This is a genomic window from Kitasatospora sp. NPDC056138, from assembly GCF_042264695.1.
GTDB lineage: Bacteria > Actinomycetota > Actinomycetes > Streptomycetales > Streptomycetaceae > Kitasatospora.
This window is the reverse complement of record NZ_JBHJVK010000025.1, coordinates 79,922-102,311: the sequence shown is the minus strand read 5'-3', so window position 1 is coordinate 102,311 and position 22,390 is coordinate 79,922. Positions and strand designations below refer to the sequence as shown.

Annotated in this window: 23 protein-coding genes; 11 read left to right on the top strand and 12 right to left on the bottom strand. The window is 73.2% G+C overall.

Annotation, left to right across the window (positions count from 1 at the left end):
- Positions 1-13: 13 nt before the first annotated feature.
- Entirely contained in the window at positions 14-1,348 is a 1,335-nt protein-coding gene (hemL, locus tag ACFC1R_RS17935) for a glutamate-1-semialdehyde 2,1-aminomutase (RefSeq protein WP_375939570.1), read from the bottom strand.
- Between the two features lie 502 nt (positions 1,349-1,850).
- On the opposite strand from hemL, the gene ACFC1R_RS17930 reads away from it, so the two are divergent.
- Positions 1,851-2,339 (top strand): hypothetical protein, encoded by a 489-nt coding sequence (locus ACFC1R_RS17930; protein ID WP_280703620.1) that lies wholly within the window; start codon positions 1,851-1,853, stop codon positions 2,337-2,339.
- 54 nt (positions 2,340-2,393) lie between these two features.
- Here ACFC1R_RS17930 and ACFC1R_RS17925 read toward each other — a convergent pair whose 3' ends face one another.
- Positions 2,394-2,984, bottom strand: coding sequence for a GNAT family N-acetyltransferase (locus tag ACFC1R_RS17925; protein ID WP_375939549.1), 591 nt, complete (start codon positions 2,982-2,984; stop codon positions 2,394-2,396).
- Between the two features lie 185 nt (positions 2,985-3,169).
- Between ACFC1R_RS17925 and ACFC1R_RS17920 the strand changes: the two genes are divergently transcribed.
- Together ACFC1R_RS17920 and ACFC1R_RS17915 are read left to right on the top strand one after the other, a co-directional pair.
- Positions 3,170-5,641: an FUSC family protein gene (locus ACFC1R_RS17920; RefSeq protein WP_375939547.1), complete on the top strand. Its 2,472-nt coding sequence runs from the start codon at positions 3,170-3,172 to the stop codon at positions 5,639-5,641.
- A 159-nt stretch (positions 5,642-5,800) separates the two neighbouring features.
- Positions 5,801-6,691 carry a DMT family transporter gene (locus ACFC1R_RS17915; RefSeq protein WP_375939545.1) on the top strand — a complete coding sequence of 297 codons (891 nt, stop codon included), beginning with the start codon at positions 5,801-5,803 and terminating at the stop codon, positions 6,689-6,691.
- Positions 6,692-6,894: 203 nt separating this feature from the next.
- Here ACFC1R_RS17915 and ACFC1R_RS17910 read toward each other — a convergent pair whose 3' ends face one another.
- Genes ACFC1R_RS17910 through lysA form a run of 3 tightly spaced genes read right to left on the bottom strand, consistent with a single transcriptional unit; the run spans position 6,895 to position 9,325 of the window.
- Positions 6,895-7,173, bottom strand: coding sequence for an acylphosphatase (locus ACFC1R_RS17910; protein ID WP_375939544.1), 279 nt, complete (start codon positions 7,171-7,173; stop codon positions 6,895-6,897).
- Positions 7,170-7,946, bottom strand: coding sequence for a DUF72 domain-containing protein (locus ACFC1R_RS17905; protein WP_375939542.1), 777 nt, complete (start codon positions 7,944-7,946; stop codon positions 7,170-7,172). Before ACFC1R_RS17905 ends, ACFC1R_RS17910 begins: the two co-directional genes overlap by 4 nt.
- A gap of 32 nt (positions 7,947-7,978) precedes the next feature.
- The gene (lysA, locus tag ACFC1R_RS17900) at positions 7,979-9,325 is read right to left on the bottom strand and encodes a diaminopimelate decarboxylase (protein WP_375939540.1); all 1,347 of its coding nucleotides are present in this window, start codon (positions 9,323-9,325) and stop codon (positions 7,979-7,981) included.
- A gap of 446 nt (positions 9,326-9,771) precedes the next feature.
- On the opposite strand from lysA, the gene ACFC1R_RS17895 reads away from it, so the two are divergent.
- The gene (locus tag ACFC1R_RS17895; protein ID WP_375939538.1) at positions 9,772-10,347 is read left to right on the top strand and encodes a DUF4291 domain-containing protein; all 576 of its coding nucleotides are present in this window, start codon (positions 9,772-9,774) and stop codon (positions 10,345-10,347) included.
- Positions 10,348-10,446: 99 nt separating this feature from the next.
- Here the strand turns inward: ACFC1R_RS17895 and ACFC1R_RS17890 are convergent, their stop codons facing one another.
- Both ACFC1R_RS17890 and ACFC1R_RS17885 read right to left on the bottom strand, forming a co-directional pair.
- Entirely contained in the window at positions 10,447-12,102 is a 1,656-nt protein-coding gene (locus ACFC1R_RS17890) for an RICIN domain-containing protein (RefSeq protein WP_375939536.1), read from the bottom strand.
- A gap of 337 nt (positions 12,103-12,439) precedes the next feature.
- Positions 12,440-12,679 (bottom strand): chaplin, encoded by a 240-nt coding sequence (locus ACFC1R_RS17885; RefSeq protein ID WP_375939534.1) that lies wholly within the window; start codon positions 12,677-12,679, stop codon positions 12,440-12,442.
- 286 nt (positions 12,680-12,965) lie between these two features.
- Here ACFC1R_RS17885 and ACFC1R_RS17880 point away from each other — a divergent pair, with 286 nt between their 5' ends.
- From ACFC1R_RS17880 to ACFC1R_RS17865, 4 genes are all read left to right on the top strand, one after another.
- Positions 12,966-13,211, top strand: a complete 246-nt coding sequence (locus ACFC1R_RS17880; protein ID WP_375939532.1) for a chaplin — start codon at positions 12,966-12,968, stop codon at positions 13,209-13,211.
- Positions 13,212-13,544: 333 nt separating this feature from the next.
- Entirely contained in the window at positions 13,545-13,787 is a 243-nt protein-coding gene (locus tag ACFC1R_RS17875) for a chaplin (protein WP_375939531.1), read from the top strand.
- A 96-nt stretch (positions 13,788-13,883) separates the two neighbouring features.
- Positions 13,884-14,183, top strand: coding sequence for a chaplin (locus ACFC1R_RS17870; protein WP_375939530.1), 300 nt, complete (start codon positions 13,884-13,886; stop codon positions 14,181-14,183).
- 129 nt (positions 14,184-14,312) lie between these two features.
- Positions 14,313-14,702 carry a hypothetical protein gene (locus tag ACFC1R_RS17865; protein WP_375939529.1) on the top strand — a complete coding sequence of 130 codons (390 nt, stop codon included), beginning with the start codon at positions 14,313-14,315 and terminating at the stop codon, positions 14,700-14,702.
- Positions 14,703-14,785: 83 nt separating this feature from the next.
- Here the strand turns inward: ACFC1R_RS17865 and ACFC1R_RS17860 are convergent, their stop codons facing one another.
- A complete protein-coding gene (locus ACFC1R_RS17860) occupies positions 14,786-15,454 on the bottom strand; it encodes a hypothetical protein (RefSeq protein WP_375939527.1) in 669 nt (222 codons plus the stop codon).
- A gap of 329 nt (positions 15,455-15,783) precedes the next feature.
- Between ACFC1R_RS17860 and ACFC1R_RS17855 the strand changes: the two genes are divergently transcribed.
- The 3 genes from ACFC1R_RS17855 (at position 15,784) to ACFC1R_RS17845 (ending at position 17,112) form a co-directional block, all read left to right on the top strand.
- Complete coding sequence (locus ACFC1R_RS17855; RefSeq protein ID WP_375939526.1) at positions 15,784-16,128, top strand: rodlet layer protein; 345 nt, start codon at positions 15,784-15,786, stop codon at positions 16,126-16,128.
- Between the two features lie 119 nt (positions 16,129-16,247).
- On the top strand, positions 16,248-16,595 hold the full coding sequence (locus tag ACFC1R_RS17850; RefSeq protein ID WP_375939524.1) for a rodlet layer protein: 348 nt from the start codon (positions 16,248-16,250) through the stop codon (positions 16,593-16,595).
- 259 nt (positions 16,596-16,854) lie between these two features.
- Positions 16,855-17,112, top strand: a complete 258-nt coding sequence (locus tag ACFC1R_RS17845; RefSeq protein ID WP_375939522.1) for a hypothetical protein — start codon at positions 16,855-16,857, stop codon at positions 17,110-17,112.
- Between the two features lie 110 nt (positions 17,113-17,222).
- Here ACFC1R_RS17845 and hemB read toward each other — a convergent pair whose 3' ends face one another.
- The 4 genes from hemB to ACFC1R_RS17825 all read right to left on the bottom strand — a co-directional run bounded on the left by hemB (position 17,223) and on the right by ACFC1R_RS17825 (position 22,348).
- On the bottom strand, positions 17,223-18,203 hold the full coding sequence (gene hemB / locus ACFC1R_RS17840) for a porphobilinogen synthase (protein WP_375939520.1): 981 nt from the start codon (positions 18,201-18,203) through the stop codon (positions 17,223-17,225).
- A 61-nt stretch (positions 18,204-18,264) separates the two neighbouring features.
- A complete protein-coding gene (locus tag ACFC1R_RS17835; RefSeq protein WP_375939518.1) occupies positions 18,265-19,920 on the bottom strand; it encodes a uroporphyrinogen-III synthase in 1,656 nt (551 codons plus the stop codon).
- The gene (hemC, locus tag ACFC1R_RS17830; protein ID WP_375939516.1) at positions 19,920-20,915 is read right to left on the bottom strand and encodes a hydroxymethylbilane synthase; all 996 of its coding nucleotides are present in this window, start codon (positions 20,913-20,915) and stop codon (positions 19,920-19,922) included. The genes ACFC1R_RS17835 and hemC overlap by 1 nt, the downstream gene beginning before the upstream one ends.
- Positions 20,916-20,956: 41 nt before the next feature.
- Positions 20,957-22,348, bottom strand: coding sequence for a glutamyl-tRNA reductase (locus ACFC1R_RS17825; RefSeq protein WP_375939514.1), 1,392 nt, complete (start codon positions 22,346-22,348; stop codon positions 20,957-20,959).
- Between the last annotated feature and the right edge of the window lie 42 nt (positions 22,349-22,390).

Sequence of the window (22,390 nt, the reverse complement as noted above, 5' to 3'; positions counted from 1 at the left end):
GTGTCCTTGCCGGTCACTTGCTTCCCTCCGTGGGCTGGGCCTCGGCCGCCGCACGGGCGGCCGCGGGCAGGGCGGCGGCGACCCGCTCGATCGCCCGCTCGTCGTGCGAGGCCGAGACGAACCAGGACTCGTAGGCCGACGGCGGCAGGTAGACGCCCTGGCTGAGCATCGAGTGGAAGAAGCCGTTGAAACGGTACGCCTGCTGGCGCCTGGCCTCGTCGTAGTTGGTGACCTGCTCGTCGGTGAAGAACACCGAGAACATGTTCCCGGCGGTCTGCAGGCGGTGGGTCACGCCCTCCTTGGTGAGCGCGTCCGACACCAGGCCGGAGATCTCGGCGGCGACCCGGTCCACGGTCGCGTACACCTCGTCGGTGCAGCCGCGCAGCTGGGCGAGGCCGGCGGCGGTGGCGACCGGGTTACCGGAGAGGGTGCCCGCCTGGTAGACCGGTCCGGCCGGGGCCAGGTGCGCCATCACGTCGGCGCGGCCGCCGAACGCGGCTGCGGGGAAGCCGCCGCCCATCACCTTGCCGAAGGTCAGCAGGTCCGGGGCCCAGCCCTCGTGGGCGGCCTCGACGCCGTACCAGCCGGCCCTGGAGACGCGGAAGCCGGTCATCACCTCGTCCGAGATGAACAGTGCGCCGTTGCCGCGGCAGAGCTCGGCCAGGCCCTTGTTGAAGCCGGGGAGCGGCGGGACGACGCCCATGTTCCCCGGGGACGCCTCGGTGATCACACAGGCGATCTCGCCCGGGTGCGCGGCGAACGCCGCACGGACGGCGTCCAGGTCGTTGTAGGGGAGGACGATGGTGTCGCCCGCCTGTGCGCCGGTGACGCCCGGGGTGTCGGGCAGGCCGAAGGTGGCGACACCGGAACCGGCGGCGGCCAGCAGTGCGTCCACATGGCCGTGGTAGCAGCCGGCGAACTTGATCACCTTGGCGCGGCCGGTGAAGCCCCGGGCCAGCCGGATCGCCGACATGGTCGCCTCGGTGCCGCTCGACACCAGCCGGACCTGCTCGACCGGGGCCACCCTGGCCACGATCTCCTCGGCGAGCTCGACCTCGCCCTGGCCGGGCGTGCCGAAGGAGGTGCCGCGGGACACCGCCTGCTGAACGGCGTCGATCACGGCCGGGTGCGCGTGCCCGAGGATCATCGGACCCCAGGAGCACACCAGGTCGACGTACTCGCGGCCGTCGGCGTCGGTGAGGTAGGGGCCGGTGCCGGACACCATGAAGCGCGGGGTGCCGCCCACCGCGCGGAAGGCGCGCACCGGGGAGTTGACGCCGCCAGGGGTCACGACCGAGGCGCGGTCGAACAGCGACTGGGACTGAGGGGCCTCGTACGGGTAGCTCATCGGGTTGGTCACGTGGACATGGTCTCAAATCGTGTCCTTTACCTCCGCATGTCGGGCCCGATCATCTGGAACGATGATCCGTGTACTGCGACCGCCCCGCCGGACGCGGCGTCCCCTGCGGATTCCGACCTGACGGGAGAGCCGATCCACCAGGGCCGAACAGCCTGTACGGTCTGTAGGGTTCGTAGGGTTTGTGCGGTTATCCGTACCAACGCCGGACCGCGCAGGCGGCGTGGGACGCGGGACAGCTTGAGCAGGTACGGGCGGCGCAGGTGCGCGCGGGGCAGATGACGCGTGTACGGCGACGCAGGACGGGTAAGGGGCACGTTCGGAGGACGCCGAGCGTGCGGGGGTCTGTCGATTCCGGCGAATTCCGGTGAGGATGGTCCGAGTGTCCGAGGCGCAGGACGGTTTCGAGGAGGCCGCGGGTCGTTCCCGCCGGTCCACCGGGGCCGCGGGCGGGGGAACGGGTGCGGGCAGGGGAAGGCGGGGCGAGGGAAGAGTGGGGGTCACCTACAAGTACTTCGGCGCACCCGACCGAGCCACCGCCGCCAGAGTGCCGACCGCCCTCGGGCCGGGCGGTCTCGGCCTCGACGCCGGGGAACTCGGCTCGCTGGGCCGCCTCGGCGACCTGATGGAGACCAGCGGCTCCCCCAACGGCCACCTCTCCACCAAGATCAAGCCCGAGACCATGAGCGCCATGGTCCTCACCGGCATCAAGGGCGTACCGCTGCACCAGGTACCGCCGCTGGAGCTGGTCGTCCTCCACCCCGACTACGCCGTGGTCCAGCTCCCGCACACCGTCGTCGAACCCCTGCGCAAGGCGGACGAGACCGAACTCGGCGCCGCCGCGTTCATCTGGTCCACCGTCCCCGACCGGCGGGGACCGCGCGACGCGTTCGTGATCTACACGATGCTGCACGAGTGGCAGGACTTCGCCAACCGGCTGCACGACGCCGGGCACCAGCTGTACTGCCTGGTCTGGCCCTGACCGCTGCGCGGCGGGGCGTCAGACGGCCCTGACCGGTGCGCCGCTGGGCGCCCGTCAGGCCTGACGAGCGGCGTGGTCGGTTCGGGTCTCGGCGCGGCCGGCACAGTCGGCGTGGCCGACTCGGTGGGCGTGGCCGGCACGGCCGGTGCGGTCGGCTCGGTCGAGGACGTGCACGGTGAGGGGCCGGCCGAGGAGTTCGTCCTCGCGGAGCGGGGCGAAGCCGAGGCGGCGGGCCACCGCGGTCGAGTCGTCGTTGCCGTGGTGGATCATCGCGGTGATCCGCGGCAGGGAGAGCCGGTCGAACCCCCAGTCCAGCACCGCGCGGGCGGCCTCGGTCGCGTAACCGCGCCCCCAGTACGGGCGGGCGAGCGTCCAGCCGGCCTCGGTCTCGTCGAACTGCTCCCACCAGAACAGGCCCGACCGCCCGATCGTCTCGCCGGTGGCCACCAGCTCGACCGCGCACAGGCCGTGACCGCGCTGCTCCCACTGGTCCTCGATGGCCCGCAGGCGGGCGGCGGCCTGCTCCCGGGTGTAGGCGCCGACGAAGCGGCTGACCTCGGGGTCGGCGTGCAGGTCCACCCACCAGTCGGTGTCGGCCGTGCTGAGCGGGCGCAGCCGTAGCCGCTCCGTGGTGATGACGTACATTCAGCCCTCGTTCCGGGTCGTGGGAGCACGGCCCGTGCGGCCGCTCCGTGATCTGTCAACGTCGGGCCCGCGCGATCTGCTCCGACCGGTGGGGAAGCCGCGGTGCGGGTGCCACTGCCGTGTGCGGGGGTGCTCCGGCGGTGCCATGCTGGAGCGACGGGGGCCGACGGAGGGCAGCGAGGCCCATGGCGAGCTCACCCCACGGTCGCGGTCGCGGCGACCGACCGGCACGGTCGCTGCGCCCCGGGGTGCTCTCCGATCCGTCCGCGGGTGCCGTCGCGCGGAACGCGGCACGGGTGACCCTCGCGGCCTGCGCCGGCTTCTACCCCTGCCTGTACGTGCTGCACCAGCCGGTGACCGCGACCTACGCGCTGTTCGCCGCCGTGGCGATGGGCGCGCTGTCCCGGATCCCCGGTACCGGACGGCAGCGGGCCGCGGTGATCGCCCGCTGCCTGCCGATCGGGTGGGTGCTGGTGACGGCCGGGACGCTCCTCGCGGTCAGCACCTGGGCGGCCGTCGCGGGCACGCTGGCGGTCAGCTTCGTGCTGGCCTTCGCCGCGGTGGCCGGACCGCGGCCGACCGGTGCGGCTCCCGGTCTCCACCTCCTCTACATCCTGCCGTGCTTCCCGCCGTTCGCGCCGGAGACTCTGGGGTACCGGCTCGCCGGAGCCACCGTCGGCATGGTCCTGCTGGTCGCCGCCGACATGCTGCTGTTCCGCGACCCGCCGCCGGTCGGCTACCGGGTGCTGCTGGCCGATGCGACGGCGGCCGCGGCCGCGTGCGCGCAGGAGCTGGCCAGCGGGCCGGGGCCTGGGTCGGGATCGGGGCTGGGACCAGGACCGGGATCGGGCGCCGGTGGGGCGGCAGGACTGCGGCGGCCGACGCGGGAACGGGCGGACAAGGCCGGTGAGGCGCTGAGTCCCGGCGTACTGCCTCCGGCGGAACGGCCTGCGGGCCCCGGGCCGCACGATCGGGCGCTGGCCCACGCGGGCGGGGCCGTCCGGCAGCTGCTGGCGCGCCTGCTGGCGCTCCCGCCACCGGCCGGGCCGGGGTCGGCGGCCGGCCGACAGGCGGCCGGAAGGCCGGAGGCCGACCCGCGGGCGGAAGCGGAGTGCGTCGGCGACGCGGGCAGCGGTGTCAACCGGGCGGACTCCGGCCGGGAGGGCCACGGGCCGTCCGGCGACGGGCACGAGGCCGCCGAGCGGCAGCTGCTGGTCAGCATCGGTGCGGCCGTGGGCCGGGCCGCCGACGCCTTGCGGGCGGCGGGCCCGGTGCGAGCGGCACCGCCCGCGTCCGCGCTGGACGGTGCGCTGGCGGACTTCCGGCGCAGCCGTGTCGTCGGCCGGTCGGGCCCCTTGGAGCGGACCGCCCTGAGGGCGGCGATGCTTCGCCAGGCCGCGCTGCTGGAGGCCGGGGAGGCGGCCCGGACCCTACTGGGGTCGATCTCCATGGCGACCTGCGGACCCGGGCGGGCCGAGCTGCCGGAGGACCTGACCCGCGGCCCGCTCTGGTTCGCCCGGGCGAGCACCTGGCAGCTGTGGCTTCTGCGGCTGACCGGGAACCTCAGCGGGCGGTCGGTGCACTTCCAGAACGCCGTCCGGACCAGCATCGGCCTGGCGGCGGCCCGAGCGGTCACCGGGATCATCGCGATCCCGCACGGCTTCTGGGCGATGCTCGCCGCGCTGACACTGACCCGTACCAGTACCGCCCAGACCGGCACGACGGTCCGCCGGGCCCTCGTCGGCACCCTCCTCGGTGCCCTGGCCGCAGCAGGGCTGCTGGTCGTCGCCGGGCAGCAGCAGGGGGCGTACGCCGTGGTCCTTCCGGTGGTGATGCTGGCGGCCTTCCTGTTCGGGCCGCTGCTCGGGGTCGGCTGGGCCCAGGGGCTGTTCACCGTGGTGGTGTCCGCGGTGTTCGCCCAGTTGGCACCGGCGGGCTGGCAGCTGGCCGAGGTCCGGTTCCTGGCCGTGCTGATCGGCAGTCTCATCGGCCTGGTGTGCGGGCTGTTCGCCTGGCCGCGCGGCGTGGGCGGCGAGCTCCGGCGCGATGTCGCCGGCGTCCTTCGGACCATCGCCTCGACGATCACCGACACGGTCCTGGTGCTGACCGGCCGCCGAGCCGACTCCGGCCTCTCCCAGACCCAGGTGGTCCACACCCTGGCCCTGGCCGAGACCTCGTTCGCCCAGTGCCAGAGCGAGCTGGCCGATCTTCAGGTCGACGGGATCGACTGGCAGGCCGCGCTCATCGCGGGCCACCACGCGCTGCGCGGCTCGAACCGGCTGCTCGCCGAGCGGGTGGTGCACGCGCCGCCGGGCGCGGGCACGGCGGCCGGGGACCACCCGGCCGGGGCAGGGTCCTTCGGTGAGCGGCGGGCCGACGGTCTGCGCGGGGCTGCGGCGCACCTCGCCGGCGAGTACCTGGCCCTCGCCGAGCGGCTCGACCCGGCGGAACGGGCCCCGGCCGGCTCGGGTCACTCCGAGCCGGCCGCACGGCACCCGATCGGCTCTGCGGGGGTCGGTCCGCGGGCGGCGGTCGGCCGGCTCGACGGGGGAGCGGCGGCCGGGGACCACCCGGCCGAGCTGGTACTGCTGTTCGACACCGGGGTCTGGCTCCAGGGGCTGGCCCTGGATCTGGGGCGGATCCGTACGCCGCCGTAGCGGTGACCGGTGCACCGGGACGGCCGGGCGGCCGGACGGAAGGCAGCAGCGCGATGCCCCGGGCCTGCGGAGACGGGCGACGGTGCGGACACGGCACACGGAGGCGGGAGCGGCGCGGCTGGGGTTGCGGGGATCGGCCGGTGAGGGCAGAACGGGAGCATGCAGGTCCTGCTGCCCGTCCTGTTCGCGCTGGGCGCCGCCCTGAGCAACGCCGTCGCCACGGTGCTGCAGCGGCTGGCCGCACTCTCGGTGCCGCGCTCGGACCGGTTCCGGCTGGGGCTGATGCTGGACCTGGCGCGGCGCCCGGTCTGGCTGGGCGGCATCCTCGCGGTGATCGCGGCGGCCGTGTTCCAGGCCACCGCGCTGGCCACGGGGGCGATGACCGTGGTCCAGCCGCTGTTCGTGATCGAGCTGCCGCTGGCCCTGCTGATCGCCTCCCGCGTCATGCACCGCCGCCTGACGCCGTGGGCCTGGGTCGCCGTGGGCTGCGTGGTGGTCGGCCTCGGGGTGGCCATGGGCGCCGCCTCACCGTCGAGTGGGCTCCCCCGTGCCCCGGTGGAGCGGTGGCTGCCCGCGCTGGCCGGGTGCGGCGGGGCAATCGTCCTGCTGTCGCTGGTGGCGCTGAAGCGGCCGGTGGGACGGGTCAGGGCGGGGTGCCTGGGTGCGGCGGCGGCGATCGGTTACGCGCTCACGGCGGCCCTGATGAAGTCGGCGATGCACATCCTGACCTACGACGGCGTTGCCGCGTTCTTCCTCGCCTGGCAGACCTATGCGTTCGCGGCGGCGGGCGCCGGTGCGCTGTTCCTGCTGCAGAACGCGATGCAGTCCGGGCCGCTGGTCGCCTCGCAGCCCGCGCTGACCCTCGGGGACGCACTGGTGAGCCTGGCCCTCGGGGTCACGCTGTACGACGAGCGGGTGCGCGGCGGCTGGTGGCTGGTGCCCGAGCTGCTCGGCGTCGCCCTGATCGCGGTGGGGGCCGTGACCCTGGCGCGGATTCCGCTCGCCACGCTGATCGTCGCACCGGCGCCTGCCGGGCCCGCGCGGGACTGACCCGGCGGGTTGCGGACCGGCTGGTTGCGGACCGGGCTGCCGAGGGCCGGGAGCCGGTCGGACGGGGGCGGGCGGATCGGGCGGACCGACGGGGGTAGGCGGCCGGACGGCCGGGTCGGTCGCGGGACCGCCGGCTGCGCGGTGGGCCCGCCCGGTCGCCGACCCGCCGCGGGTGCCGACGGGTCACCGGGTGTGCCGACGGTTCACCACGGGGTCGGCTGGATCTCGAAGGAGGAAAAGCCCTCGGGCTCCTCCTCGTGCTGGCTGACGCCGTCGACGACGGCCGACTCGGGTCCGTGGTGGGACCACCTGAGCAGCTGGGCGACGGCCGCGGGCGGGCCCTCGAAGACCGCCTCGACGGTGCCGTCGGCGAGGTTGCGCACCCAGCCGGTCACGCCGTGCTCCTGGGCGACCTGGCGGCAGGCGTCGCGGAAGAACACGCCCTGGACCTGGCCGGAGACGATCACTCGGTTGCGGATCATGGATACCTCACTGGGGTGGTGGCCGGGGTGCGGCCGACCGTCCGGCCTGCCGCGGCGGCGGTTGCGGCGAAGGCCGTCGCGTCGAGGACCGCCGCACCGCCGAGGTCGTTGTTGAAGTACGCGTAGACGTCGGCCCGGTCCGGCCAGGCCTCCGCGAGCCGGGCCGCCCAGTGGGCGAGGGCCTGCCTGCCGTACCGGGGGAACGGCTGCGCGAGGCCGGCGTGGAAGCGCAGGTAGCCCCAGTCGGCGGTGCGCCAGAGCGGGGTCACCGGCCGGGAGCCGCGGTCGGCCCAGCACAGGGCGGCGGCGCGCCGGGTCAGCACCGCCCGGATCTCCGGGATCCACCAGGACTCGTGCCGGGGTTCGACGGCGACCCGGCTGCCGGGCGGGAAGCAGGCGAGGCAGGCGTCGAGGAGCGCGGCGTCGGCCCGCAGGGTGGGCGGCAGCTGGAGCAGCACCGGACCGAGCCTTCGGCCGAGCCCGGCGGTGGCCGCGCAGAGCCGCCGGACCGGCTCCTGCGGGTCGTGCAGGCGCTTGAGGTGGGTGAGGTAGCGGCTCGCCTTGACCGCCATCACGAAGTCCTCGGGCGTGCGCTCCCGCCACTCGGCGAAGGTCTCGGGCGACGGTAGGCGGTAGAACGCGTTGTTGTTCTCCACCGTGGCGAAGCCCCGGGCGTACTCCTCCAGCCAGAGCCGCCGCGGCGTCCGCTGCGGGTACAGGACGCCGCGCCAGTCGTCGTACTGCCAGCCGGAGGTGCCGACGAACAGCGCCATGCCTCCATGGAAGCACGGCCGGTCCGAGCCGGTCAGTCGGTCGGACCGGCGGTGTCGGTGGTCTCGACAGTGTCGGCGGCCTCGACGGGCTTGGGAGCGGGGGCGGCGGCCTCGGCGGTCTCGAAGGTCTCCAGCGCGAGCAGGTCGCCGACGCTCTGGCGGCGGCGGATGAGCCGGGTGGTGGCGCCGTCGGTGAGGATCTCGGGGATCAGCGGCCGGGAGTTGTAGGTGGAGGACATGCTGGCGCCGTACGCGCCGGTGTCGTGGAAGACCACCAGGTCGCCGATCTCGGTGCCGGGCATCGGGACCGGTTCGACGTCGCCGCCGGGTGCCTGGGTGAAGACGTCGCCTGACTCGCAGAGCGGCCCGGCCAGCACGGTGTCGAGGCTCTCGGTGCGCCGGGGCCCGCCGGACGGGTCGAGCACGGTGACCCGGTGGTTGCTGCCGTACATGGCGGGCCGCATCAGGTCGTTGAAGCCCGCGTCGACCAGGACGAAGTGGTTGCCGCCGACCGGCTTCTGCGCACGCACCTCGCTGATCAGCACACCGGAGGAGGCCACCAGGAAGCGTCCCGGCTCGATCTCCAGCCGGACGTGGTGGCCGAGTTCGGCGGCCAGCTCCCGGCGGGCGGCGTCCCAGAGGCGGAAGTACCGCTCGGTGTCGACCTCGGGGCCGCCCTGCGCGTACGGGACGGAGAGGCCGCCGCCGGCCGAGACGGCGCGGACGTCGTGGCCGGACAGCCGGACCTGCTTGACCATGGTCTCGCAGACCGACTCCAGGTGGCCGTAGTCCACCCCGGAGCCGATGTGCATGTGGAAGCCGATGAGGTCCAGGCCGTGGCGCTCGACCAGGGCGAGGCTCTCGGCGAGGTGCTCGTGCCAGATGCCGTGCTTGCTCTGCTCGCCGCCGGTGTTGGTCTTGCGGCTGTGCCCGTGCCCGAAGCCGGGGTTGATCCGGATCCAGACCGGGTGGCCGGGGGCGGCCCGGCCGATCTGGTCGAGCATCTGCGGCGAACCGGCGTTGACCGGGATGCCGAGTTCGACCACCCGGCGCAGGGTCGGCCGGTCGATCAGGTCGGCGGTGAACACGATCGGCTCGTCGGGCCCGTCCGGCCGGAATCCGGCGGCCAGGGCGCGCTCCACCTCGCCGAGCGAGACCGCGTCCACCGCGACGCCCTGCTCGCGCATCAGCCGCAGGATGTGGGTGTTGGAGCAGGCCTTCTGGGCGAACCGGATCTGGTCGAACGCGCGCAGCTTCGCGATCTGGGCACGGATCGGCCCGGCGTCGTAGACCCAGGCCGGCGTGCCGTACTGCTCGGCGATCCGGGCGATCCGGGGGCCGTCGAGGGCGCCGGGGAACGCAGGGGCAGGGGTCGTCATGGTCCGGTCCGTCCTTCGCGCCGGTGGGAGTTGCTGCACCGGGAATCCTGCTGGAGACGGGCCGTTGACCGCACGGCTGTCCACGCCTCGGAAGCCCGGCGACCGGGAGTCGGGACGGGTCTTCCGCCCTGCTCAAAGGGGGTGCGGGAAACCTTGCGGCCGGTGCTCGACGGCGGCGCAGGGTTTCCCGCGCACCTCGCCGAGCCCCTGAAAAACAGGGCCTGTTCGGGCGCCGTGAGGCTGTTCGTCGGCGGGCCGCGGAACGCGCCGCCCGACCGGCGGGGAGAACACGGTCGAGGTGGCGGTGCGGCCGGTGGAGGGGATCCGCCCCGGCGGCTCCTGGGGGTGCGCGGCGCCGGGTACGGCGACCGGGTCCACCGGCGACACACCGAGAAGTCGGGCAGAAGTCGCTGCGGTCGGGCGGCCGGGTACGGAAGGATCGCCGTATGCCCACGCCCAGCAGACAGATCCGCGCCGCCTACACCGACGAGACGATCACGGTCTACCAGGCGTTCTCCCCCGAGATCGCCGAACCGGCCGCCGCGACCGGCCGCTTCCCCGAGGCGTTCAGGGTGGAGCGGATGACCTGGATCAAACCGTCCTTCCTGTGGATGATGCACCGCAGCGACTGGGGCCGCAGCGCCGGGCAGGAGCGGGTCCTGGCGGTCTCCATCCGGCGGGACGGCTTCGAGTGGGCGCTGGCCAACTCCGCACTCAGCTCGTACGACTCCCGGGTGCACCGCTCGCGCGACCAGTGGCGACGCGAGGTGCGCCAAAACCCGGTGCGGGTGCAGTGGGATCCGGAGCGCAACCTCGGTCTGCAGCCGCTGCCCTGGCGCTCGCTCCAGGTCGGGCTGCGCGGCGAGGCGGTGCACCGCTACGTCGGCGGGTGGATCACCTCGATCGCGGACGTGACCCCGCTCGCCGACCGGCTGCGCCGCGAACGGGACGCCGCGCTGCTGCCCGCCGAACGCCCGTACCCGCTCCCGGACGGCCTGGCCGGCCTGATCGGGGCGGGGTAGCCGCGGGCGCCTGCACGCCGTTCAGGGGCGCGGGGCCGGCTCGGCCGGCTGCGCGGGCGTCCCCGCGCCCCTGACGGCTTCCTCCCGCCGGGCCCGTCGTCAGCCGTGCAGGTAGACGATGCCCAGCTTGGTGATCTGCCAGAGCTGGCCGGCGGCGTCGGTGTCGGCGGCCAGGACGACCATCGGGTTGCCCTGGGCGTCCAGTTGGCCCGAGGCGGTGGCGACCTTGGTCGGGTCCTGGGAGTCGGCCAGCTTGTAGGTGCCGTTGGCGCCGGGCTTGAAGATCCAGTGCTGGTTGCCGCCGCCGTTGCAGCCCCACTGCTGCAGGCGGGTACCCGGTGCGGTGGAGGCCGCGTTGGCGTCCAGGCACATGTTGCGGTTGCCGCTGAAGTCCAGCTCGTAGCTTCCGCCGGCCTTGGCCTCCAGCACGAAGGACTGGTTCAGCCCGCCGGTCGCCGGATAGGTGATCGCGCCCCGGCCGTTGGTGCTGTCGCCGTACGTGCCGCCGCCCGAGAGGTCCAGGGCCTGGCCGTTGGCGGTGTTGGTGAGCTGGTACCAGGCGCCGTCCTCGGGCTTGTCCGGGAACGGCTGACCCGGCGTCAGGGGCTCGACGGAGGTGGTGTTCTGCTGGTTCAGCGCGCAGAAAGCCTCCTGCTGGCCGGGCAGTTGGTAGAACTGCGCCAGGCAGCGCGCCTCGCCCGCGTAGCCGGCGACCCGCAGGTGGTACGACTGGCGCACCATGTTCATGCAGACGCCCGGGATGCCGATCTCGTGGTCGCAGCCGTTGCGGGTCTTCTCCGAGAGGTCGATGACGTCCCCGTTGGTGTACTCGTACGGCGAACTCGTCCACTCCGCGCAGACCTCGTGGCCGTAGCTGACCCGCCGCTGGTCCAGGTACCGCACACCGGGCACCTGGGAGGCCGCCTGCCGCAGGGCGTCGCTCAGGACCGGCACCACCCAGTTGTGCCCCCAGGCGAGGTCCTCGGGGAACGCCGGGCAGCCGTCGGCGATCTTGCCGATGTAGTCGTTGCGGCGGATGTCCGGGGTGATCGGGGTGAAGTAGGACTGGAAGACCAGTTGGTAGGAGGAGTCCTGGTAGCCCGCGTTGCGCATGGTGTTGCGCACGCTGGTCAGCGCGGCCACCACCTTGGGGACCACCTTCACCGCGCGCTGCCTGATCGCGTCGCTGCCGATGGTGTCGCGGCAGCCCTGCGACTTGGGGATCGGGAAGTACTGGGCCAGGCAGCCGAGCATGATCCCGCTGAAGTCGAAGTCGTCGTTGGCGCCGATCGTGACGACCACCATCTTGACGTTGTACTTGCCTGCCACACCGGCGAGTTGGACGTCCTGCTTGGGCTCGCCGAAGTCGCCGCTGCCGGATCCTGTGATCTTGGCCAGCTCGGGGTCGCTGACCAGGTCCCCGGTCTGGGCACCCGAGCAGGCCAGGTCGATCGGGGTGACGTCGGGCAGGCCGGTGACGAAGATCTCCGACTTGTCGTGCCGGTGGCAGTAGTCGGTGGGGGTGTCGGTGCCCGCGACGTAGGCGTCGCCGGTGTCACTGCCCGCACCCTCACCGGAGATGGCGCTGTCGCCGAGGGCGACGATGGCCGCGGGCTGGTCGGCGTGCGGGGCGACGGGCTCGGCGGCGAGGGCGCCGGGCGCCCCCGCCAGGGTGAAGGTCGCGATCAAGGCCGCGGCGGCCAGCAGGGCCCCTGGCCGATATCGCCGCGCACCTGACAGGTGTGACCTGGTCACGCATGACTCCTTGGAGGGTGGGGGACCGTCCGGCGTGCGCCGAACGGCGCGGAGCGTGGAGCGTGCTTCGCCGTCCGGGGACCTGGGGGCGTACGAGCCCGGACGGCAAAAGATGAGTCGGCCTCACATGCTAGGTACTGACAAGTAACGCAACAAGGGAAGGAACGGACTTTGCCACGGAACTCCGAAACCGGCCCCGGACGCGACAGAGCCGCCACCCTGCACGCCTCAGGAGGGGGAAGGCGGAGGATGGCGGCTCTGGACGACGAACCGACCGGAGGAAGCACCGAGTCCGGGGACGTCAGACGCCGCGGCGCCGGACGCTAGCCGGCGGGAGTCAGCCGACGTTCGCGCAGGAGTTGCCGAAGGCCGGGTTCAGGACGCCGACGACGCCGATCGAGTTGCCGCACAGGTTGATCGGGATGTGGATCGGCACCTGGACCAGGTTGCCGGAGAGCACGCCGGGGGAGTTCGCCGCGACGCCCTCGGCGCTGGCGCTCGCCATGGCGGTACCCGCCCCGGCCGCGACGATGCCGACGACGGCGGCGCCGACGGCGGCGGCCTTCTTGATGCTCATATGAGTCTCCTCGTTAAATCAGATCTTCCAAGTGCCACCGCAGAAAAGGGTCACGATCAAGGAAGCGCACAGGCGTGCGTCCGGCCCAACGAGCCCCCGGTGGCCCGGTTGCGCACCGCCGCCCGCATTCACCCGTTAGCGCTAATACACGGCATTCGGGTGATCGCGAAATCCGCCCGTTTCCCGCTGCCCGCCCCGTCGTTCTTACTGGCGAAACACGCTTCACCGACCCCGGCGAGACCGGCACCGAAGACTCGCACAAGACACGCAAGAAATGAGACGCATCATGCGCAAGCTCGCCTACGGCGCGTTCGGCACGGCAGCTGCCGCGGCCCTGCTGCTCGGCGGCGCCGCCTCCGCTTCCGCCCACGGCGCGTCGGCGCAGGGCGTTGCCGCCAACTCGCCGGGTGTGGTGTCCGGCAACGCGATCCAGGTCCCGCTGGACATCCCGGTCAACCTGTGCGGCAACTCCATCGACGTCATCGGCCTGCTGAACCCGGCGTTCGGCAACTCCTGCGCCAACGTCTCCTGAGCACGGCCGCCACCCCGCGGTCCGACGGGCCGTCCGACTCCGGTCGGCGGCCGGCTCGCCCCGTGAACTCCCGGGGGAGGCGGCCCGGCAGCGGACTTCCGTCCGCTGCGGCGCCCTCCCCGGATGCCCCGCAGAACGACTGTTCCCAGCCGTGCGAGAACTGGCGGTGGGGCGCTGAACAGAGCGGCCGGCACCGCCCGAGCCACGGGCGACCCGCGCGTCTTCGGCCGCGTGAACGAAGGCCACGGCTTACCCGAAAACCAACGGGCGATGGTTCCGATTCGCCCGGTTCCCGACTGTCAGACGTCGGGCAGAAATACGGAGGAAATCCCCATGCGCAACGTCAAGAAGGTTGCCGTTCTCTCGATCGCCGCCGCCGGTCTGGTCCTGGGCTCCGCCGGTGCCGCCAGCGCCAGCGCGTCGGCCGAGGGCGTCGCCGCCAACTCCCCCGGCGTGCTCTCCGGCAACCTGATCCAGGTCCCGGTGCACGTCCCGATCAACCTGTGCGGCAACTCCATCGACGTCATCGGCCTGCTGAACCCGGCGTTCGGCAGCTCCTGCGCCAACGTCGGCTGAACCGGCCGCAGCCGAGCCGGCTGCGTCCGTGCCGTGCCCGGTCCCGACCGGGTGCGGCACGCCCCTCCCCGTGTGTGATCTAGGAGATCGACTCCCATGCAGAACGTGAAGAAGGCCGCCGTCCTGACCGGCGCCGCCGCCGGTCTGGTGCTGGCCGGTGCCGGTGTCGCCAACGCGAGCGCCAACGCCGAGGGCGTCGCGGCCAACTCGCCCGGCGTGCTCTCCGGCAACCTGGTCCAGGTCCCGGTGCACGTCCCGGTCAACCTGTGCGGCAACTCCATCGACGTCGTCGGCCTGCTGAACCCGGCGTTCGGCAACTCCTGCGCCAACGTGGACATCCCCGCGCACCACCACGAGGACCACCACGAGGACCACCACGACGACGACGACTGCTGAGACGTCCCCGGTCCCAGCCGTGCACCAACCGCCCCTCGGCCCTCGGCCGGGGGGCGGTTCGCTTCGGACCGGCCACCCCTTGGGCCGTACCGAGGCGACCGATCCCACCAATCCGAAGGGTTCGTCCCCATGCCTCGAATCACCGGCGGCGCCGGCCTGCTGACCGCCCTGGGCGCCGCGCTGCTGCTGGGCGCCGCAGCGCCGGCCGCCTCCGCCGATCCCGCAACGGCCGGCACCGGCCTGCCGGAGCCCTCCACCAAGCTGCAGAACGTCGAGATCGCCCCCGCCCTGCACGGCGTCTCCGGCGCGCTCGGGTACGCCGTGAAGCCCGCCAAGGAGCTGCGGCTCGACCCGTGGGCGCAGTCCGGGGCCGACGTGCTGAACAACGGCGTGTCGGTGGAGCCGGACCAGGGCCTCAAGCCGGTCAGCAGCTCCGCGCTGACCGGCCCGCTGAGCGGCGGCGGCGGCGCCAAGGACCTGGCGGGGGTCGGCCCGCTGCTCGGCGTCCTGCCCGGCTGATCCGCACGGAGCGCCGCGGATGCGCGCGGAGCCCGGCACCGCCTCCGGGGTGGTGCCGGGCTCCGGGCCGGACCGAGCTGCCGTCAGAGTTCGCTCTGGTCCGCCGCGGCGGCCACGGTGGCGCCGGTGGTCTCGGTCAGGTTCCGCACCGCGTCGGTGACCGAGATCCGGTCGTCCTGGCCCCCGAGGGACGCGCTGGCGCCCGGGATGGCCTGGACCGGCTTGGTGATCAGCTGCGGCTTGATCTCACCGAACTCCATCTGCCCGCTGGCGAGTTCGTCGCTGGTGCCCTCGACGTAGGAGACCGGCTGGCCGAGCTCCAGGGCCGGCCCCGCGGTCTTGATCGGGATCGCGGGGACGTCCGCCACCAGGTCGCCGAGCCTGGTGGAGCGGTCGGCGATCGGCAGCGGCAGGTCGGCGTTGAGGGCGGGGCCGACCCGGCCGGCGGTGAGGGAGGGGACGACCTCCTCGGGGAGCACGTGGTGGCGCGGCTGCTCGGCCGGGACCGGCGGCATCACCAGCGAGGTCGGGATGCCGCCGCTGATCTTCCCACCCTCGGGCAGCAGCGGGAGACGGTCGGTGGCCGCGCCGAGCGGGATCTCGAAGGGCACTTCCTGGGTGGACAGGTGGTCCTCCAGGGCAGCGACCTGACCGGACGTCATCGGTTCGGCGGCGGCCGCGCCCTGGGCCGCCAGGACACCGGCACCGGCCGCCAGCAGCAGAGCGCCAGCAGCGCGCTTCGAGAGCTTCATGCTATTTCACCGTTCTCTGGGGGGTATCGCTGTAATCTGCCTAAACGAACCACCCCGGTCCTGGTAATGCGTGAGTTAACCAGTATGGCCCAATAATCCGACCGGCCGGCGCGGCCCCTCATGATCCATGAATAGTCCTCGAAGAATCTCCGTAACCTTTGCGCCCGCCATTCTTTGATCTGAATGTCGCAGCCACGACGGCGGCAGGATCCGGGAATCCGCCCTGACGGGCTAACAACCGAAAGCCAGCCGAGGTCGTTGAAGAAGACGACTGGTTGGTCAGACGAACAAGACGGCGAATCTCCAAGAATTTCAGAGAGGTACCTCCCATGCTCAAGAAGACTTTCGCGACCATCGGCCTGGCTGCCGCCGCCATGGCTGCGGCGTCCACCCCTGCCGTCGCGATCGGCAACGCGGACGGCACCGCCGGCTCGATGCAGGGCAACGGCGGCACCAACGCCACCGGCACCGTGGGCAACCACAGCCCGAACTTCCACTTCCTGGACAACCCGAACATCTGCCTCCCCGAGATCGACAACATCGCGGTCGCGGTGCTCGGTGTGGCCGTCCCGGTCAAGGTGGACGCCCTCAACACCACGCCGAAGCAGACCTGCGTCGTCGGCCAGGGCACCCAGGGCAGCGGCGACGGCGGCGTGTCCCACCTGATCGGCTGAGCAGGCACCGCCTCGCACCCCCCCCTGAACCCGCACGACCCGTGGCGGCCGAGCCCCCGGCCCGGCCGCCACGGCGGCACCTGTGCCCCACCCACCACCAGATCCGAAAAGGAACGAAGATGATCAAGAAGGCTTTCGCCACCCTCGGCGTCGCCGCTGCCGGCCTCGCCATGGCCACCGCCCCCGCCATGGCGATCAGCGACTCGGACGGCTCCTCGGCCTCCGTCCAGGGCAACGGCGGCACCAACGCCACGGGCACCACCGGCACCCACAGCCCGAACTTCCACACCCTCGACAACCCGAACATCTGCCTCCCCGAGATCGACAACATCGGTGTCGGCGCGCTCATCGGCATCGCGGTCCCGGTCAAGGTTCCGGTCCTCAACACCAACCCGCAGCAGACCTGCGTCCAGGGCGAGAACACCCAGGGCAGCGGCGACGGCGGCGTCAGCCACCTGATCGGCTGATCACCCCGCAGTGCCTGACCGCCGGGTTCGGGGGGAGCCTCTCCTCCCGGGCCCGGCGGGCCTTTTTGCAAACCCCCTGCGGGAGTCCCCGGCGGGAGCACGACGTGCGGGCACCACCCATCCGTTCGACTGCGGTGCGTTCGGGTGTGACAGACCGTCAGTACGGCGTGCGCGCCACTCAGGTAGAGCCCCGTCACGCAGTCCGTCGGCACCGTCCGCAGGGCGCCGACGGCCCACTGCAGTCAGAGAGGACAGATTCATGAAGAGCAAGCTGGGCAAGGCCCTGCTGACCACGGTCGGCGCGCTGGCCGTCGCCGGTATCGCCGCTCCGGCCTACGCCCACGTCGACGCGGGTGGCGGCGCCGCGGGCTTCATCACCGTCGACCGCCCCTTCGTCGCCGGTGAGCAGGCCGGCTTCGCGGCGACCGACCACGTCTTCACGGCCGGGCACGAGGGCGGCTGGGTGAGCAGCCACGACCTGGGCGGCGGCGCGGAGGGCCTCGCCCACATCGGCTGAGGCCGGAGGGAACGCTGGACAGCAGAGGCCGGGCCACGGAACTCCGTGACCCGGCCTTCCGCCGTCCTCGGTGGGCTGTCGCCCGGCGCCGCAGGCTGCTCCGGCAGCGGCTACCCGAGCATCCTGGCGGCCTCGACGGCCCAGTAGGTGAGGATCGATTCGGCGCCCGCGCGGCGGATCGAGGTGAGCGTCTCCATGATCATGCGCTCGCGGTCCACCCAACCCTTCGCGGCGGCGGCCTCGATCATCGCGTACTCGCCGGAGACCTGGTACGCGGAGACCGGCACCGGGGAGGCGTCGGCGATCTGCCGCAGGATGTCCAGGTAGGCCATGGCGGGCTTGACCATCACCAGGTCGGCCCCCTCGGCGAGGTCCTGCTCCAGCTCGCGCAGCGACTCCCGGGCGTTGGCCGGGTCCTGCTGGTACGCCTTGCGGTCGCCCTTCAGCGAGGAGCCGACCGCCTCGCGGAACGGGCCGTAGAACGCGGAGGCGTACTTGGCGGTGTAGGCGAGGATGCCGACGTCCTGGTGGCCCGCCTCGTCCAGGGCCCGCCGGATCACGCCGATCTGACCGTCCATCATGCCGGAGGGCCCGACCAGGTGGACGCCCGCCTCGGCCTGGACCAGGGCCATCTCCCGGTACCGCTCCAGGGTGGCGTCGTTGTCGACGCTGCCGTCCTCGGCGAGCACCCCGCAGTGGCCGTGGTCGGTGTACTCGTCCAGGCACAGGTCCGACATCACGACCAGCGCGTCGCCGACCTCCGAGACCACGTCCCGGATCGCCTGCTGCAGGATGCCGTCCGGGTTGGTGCCCTCGCTGCCGATCGCGTCCTGCACCTCGGGCACGCCGAACAGCATGATGCCGCCCAGGCCCGCCTCCGCCGCCTCGACGGCGGCCTTCCGCAGGGTGTCCCTGGTGTGCTGGACCACGCCGGGCATCGACGTGATCGGCTTCGGCTCGGCGATGCCCTCACGGACGAAGGCGGGCAGGATCAGCTCGGCCGGGTGCAGGCGGGTCTCGGCGACCAGGCGGCGCATCGCCGGGGTCGAGCGCAGCCGGCGCGGGCGTACGTACGGGAATTCAGCGGACACTGGGCATCTCCGAACGGGTGCGAAAAGCCCGGGGAGGCAACGTGCCTCCCCGGGCGGGGTTTCAGCGGGCGGCCTTGCGGCGGGAACCCGGGCGACGCTCGCTGGGACGGTAGACCGGCTCGCCGGCGGCGAGAGCGGTGTCCCGGCGGCCGGCGCCGAAGTCGGCCAGGGCCTGGGCCAGCGCGGTGGCGGACGGCGCGGGGGCCATCACGTCGACCCGCAGGCCGTGTTCCTCGGCGGTCTTGGCGGTGGCCGGACCGATGCAGGCGATGATCGTGACGTTGTGCGGCTTGCCCGCGATGCCGACCAGGTTGCGCACGGTCGAGGACGAGGTGAAGAGCACCGCGTCGAAGCCGCCGCCCTTGATCGCCTCACGCGTCTCGGCCGGCGGCGGCGAGGCGCGCACGGTGCGGTACGCCGTCACGTCGTCCACCTCCCAGCCGAGCTCGACCAGGCCGGCCACCAGGGTCTCGGTGGCGATGTCGGCCCGCGGCAGCAGGACGCGGTCGATCGGGTCGAAGACCGGGTCGTACGGCGGCCAGTCCTCCAGCAGACCGGCGGCGGACTGCTCGCCGGACGGCACCAGGTCGGGCTTCACACCGAAGTCCACCAGCGCCTGGGCGGTGGTCTCGCCGACCGCGGCGACCTTGATCCCGGCGAACGCACGGGCGTCCAGGCCGTACTCCTCGAACTTCTCGCGCACCGCGCGCACCGCGTTCACCGAGGTGAAGGCGATCCACTCGTAGCGGCCCGTCACCAGGCCCTTGATCGCGCGCTCCATCTGCTGCGGCGTGCGCGGCGGCTCCACCGCGATGGTGGGCACCTCCTGCGGCACCGCGCCGTAGCCGCGCAGCTGCTCGGAGAGGCCGTGCGCCTGCTCCTTGGTCCGCGGGACCAGGACGTTCCAGCCGAACAGCGGCTTGGTCTCGAACCAGGAGTGCGAGGAGCGGTGCGCGACCTGCTCGCCGACCACGGCTATCACCGAGGTCGCCGGGTCGACCGGGGCCGACACCGGCGAGGGCAGCACCCGGGCCGCCTTCAGCTCGGCCGCGATGGTGGCCAGCGTGGAGGTGAAGGTGCGCTGGCGGGTGGTGGTGCCGGAGAGCGTCGCACAGAGCGCGGACTCGGGCTTGCGGCCGTTGGCGACCAGGGCGCTCGCGGTGGCGGGCAGCTGGCCCAGCGTGGTGCGGACCACCAGGGTGGTCTCGGGCGCGCCGAGGTCCACCGGGCCGCCGGCCAGCAGGGTCGCGCCGTCCACGAAGCGGACGTCGGCACCCTGGCGGCCGCGCAGCGGGACACCCGCGTAGGCCGGGACACCGACCGACTGGGCGACGCCCGGGATCACCTCGAACGGGATCCGGGACTGCGCGCAGACCAGCATCTCCTCGGCGGCGCAGCCGTCCAGGCCGGGGTCGCCGTCGACGGTGCGGACCACGTGCTTGCCGGCCCGGACGGCCTCGGCGACCAGCTTGGCCACGTCGAGGTCGTTCTCCTCGGCCGGGTTGTGCACCTGGACGCCCGACGGGCAGTGGGTGCGCACGGCGGCCGCGGTGAGCGGGTCGGCGATCAGGATGTCGGCCGAGGACAGCTCGTCGACCGCGCGCAGGGTGAGCAGCCCGGGGTCGCCGGGGCCCGCACCGAGGAAGGTGCAGCGGCCGGTCGGGGCTGCCGGAACGGCAGCGGCAGCGGCAGCGGACGGACTAGTGGCGGGGCTCATCAGGCTCGCTCCCCCATCAGGTTGGCCGCTCCCGCGTCGAGCAGCCGGGCGGCGAGGGCGCGGCCGAGGGCCACCGCCTGCCGCTCGGCGGTCTCGTCGAGGACGAGCGGACCGTTGGCGGTCATTCTCAGCAGGGTGGCGCCGTCGACGGTGCCGACCACGCCCTCCAGCAGCAGTTCGCTGCCGTCCCACGTCGCGAGTGCCGCGACGGGGGCGGAGCAGCCGGCTTCCAGGGTGGCCAGCAGAGCGCGCTCGGCGGCCACGGCGACCCGGGTGGGGGCGTGGTCGAGCGCGCGCAGCGCGGCGGCGAGGCCGGCGTCCACGCACTCGACGGCGAGCGCGCCCTGGCCGGGGGCCGGGAGCATCAGCTCGGTGTCGAGGTGCTCGGTGATCTCGGCGGCACGGCCGAGGCGGTTGAGCCCGGCGGTGGCGAGGACCACGGCGTCCAGCTCGCCGCTGTCGACGAAGCCGATCCGGGTGTCCACGTTGCCGCGGATGGCGACGGTCTCCAGGGCGACGCCGCGGGCCGCGGCCCAGGCGTTCAGCTGGGCCATCCGGCGCGGGGAGCCGGTCCCGATCCGGGCCGGCCTCCCGGCTCCGGCGAGCTTCTCGACCAGCTCGGACAGCGCGAGTCCGTCGCGGGCGACCAGGGCGTCGCGGACGTCCTCGCGCTCGGGGACGGCCGCGAGCACGAGGCCCTCGGGGGCTGCGGTCGGCAGGTCCTTGAGGGAGTGCACGGCGAAGTCGATCCGGCCCTCCAGGAGCGCGTCGCGCAGGGCGGAGACGAAGACGCCGGTACCGCCGATCTGGGCGAGTGACTCGCGCGAGGTGTCGCCGTACGTGGTGATCTCGACGAGCTCCACGGGGCGCCCGGTGACCCGGGTCACCTCGCGGGCGACCATGCCGGACTGGGCCATGGCGAGGGCGCTGCGGCGGGTGCCGAGGCGCAGAGGCTGCGTCGACTCGCCCTGAGTGGTGCTCAGTTGACCATTCATGAGGTGATCGTCCCGGTCGTGCTGATGGGCTGGCTGGGGGTTCATCTGGCCGCTCCGGTGGACGGAGTGGCGCCGGCCTGGGCGGCGGGGATGCCGCCCGCCGGAACGCTGGCGCCGGCCTGCGTCCCGATCGGGGTGCCGGAGACAGCGTGCACCGCCGCCGGGTCCAGGTCGAACAGCTCACGCAGCGCGTCCGCGTACCCGGCACCGCCGGGCTCGGCGGCGAGCTGCTTGACCCGTACGGTCGGCGCGTGCAGCAGCTTGTCCACCACGCGGCGGACGGACTGCGCGATCTCGGCCCGGGAGCGGTCGTCCAGGTCGGGCAACCTGGCCTGGAGACGGGCGAGTTCACTGCTCACCACGTCGGAGGCCATGGCCCGCAGGGCGACCACGGTGGGGGCGATCCGGGCGGCGCGCTGGGCGGCGCCGAAGGCCGCCACCTCGTCGGAGACGATGGTGGTGACGGCGTCCACGTCCCCGGCGCCGGGGGTGGCGGCGTGGGCGCGGGAGAGGCTCTCCAGGTCGACCAGCAGGGCGCCGGGAAGCTCGTGCACCGCGTGGTCCACGTCGCGCGGCATGGCCAGGTCGAGGAAGGCCAGCGGGGTGTCGCCGCCTCGCGTGGCGACGGCCGCCGCGACCTGCGCGGCCGGAATGACCACCCCGGCGGCGCCGGTACAGGAGATCACCAGGTCGACGTCGGCCAGCGCCTCGGGCACCTTGGCGAAGTCCACCGTACGGGCGCCCAGGTTGGCGGCCAGCCGCTCGGCGCGCTCGGGCGTGCGGTTGGCGATCAGCAGGTCGGTGACACCGGAGCGGACCAGGGTGGCGGCGGCCAGCGAGCTCATCGAGCCCGCGCCGACCACCAGCGCCCGCCTGCCCGCGATCTCCCCGGCGCCGATCCCCAGGCCGGCGGCGACCCGCTCCAGGCCGAAGGTGACCAGCGACTGCCCGGCCTTGTCGATCCCGGTCTCGCTGTGGGCGCGCTTGCCGACCCGCAGGGCCTGCTGGAACAGCTCGTTGAGCCCGCGTCCTGCGGTGTGCTCCTCCTGTGCCCTGGCCAGCGCGTCGCGCAGCTGGCCGAGGATCTGGCCCTCGCCGACCACCATCGAGTCCAGGCCGCAGGCCACCGAGAAGAGGTGGTGGACGGCGCGGTCCTCGTAGTGGACGTACAGGTGGGCGGTCAGCTCCTCCAGGTCCACCCCGCTGTGCTGGGAGAGCAGTTGGGAGAGCTCGGCGACGCCGGCGTGGAACTTGTCCACGTCCGCGTAGAGCTCGATCCGGTTGCAGGTGTTGACCAGGGCGGCCTCGCCGACCGTCGCGGACGCGGCGGCGTCGTGCAGCAGGCGGGTGGGGACCTCACCGGTCAGCGCGGCGCGCTCCAGCACCCCGACGGGTGCCGTCCGGTGGCTCAGCCCGACGACGAGAAGACTCATGCCCGCCCCTTGTGCATCCGGGTGCCACAGCTGCTGGTGCTG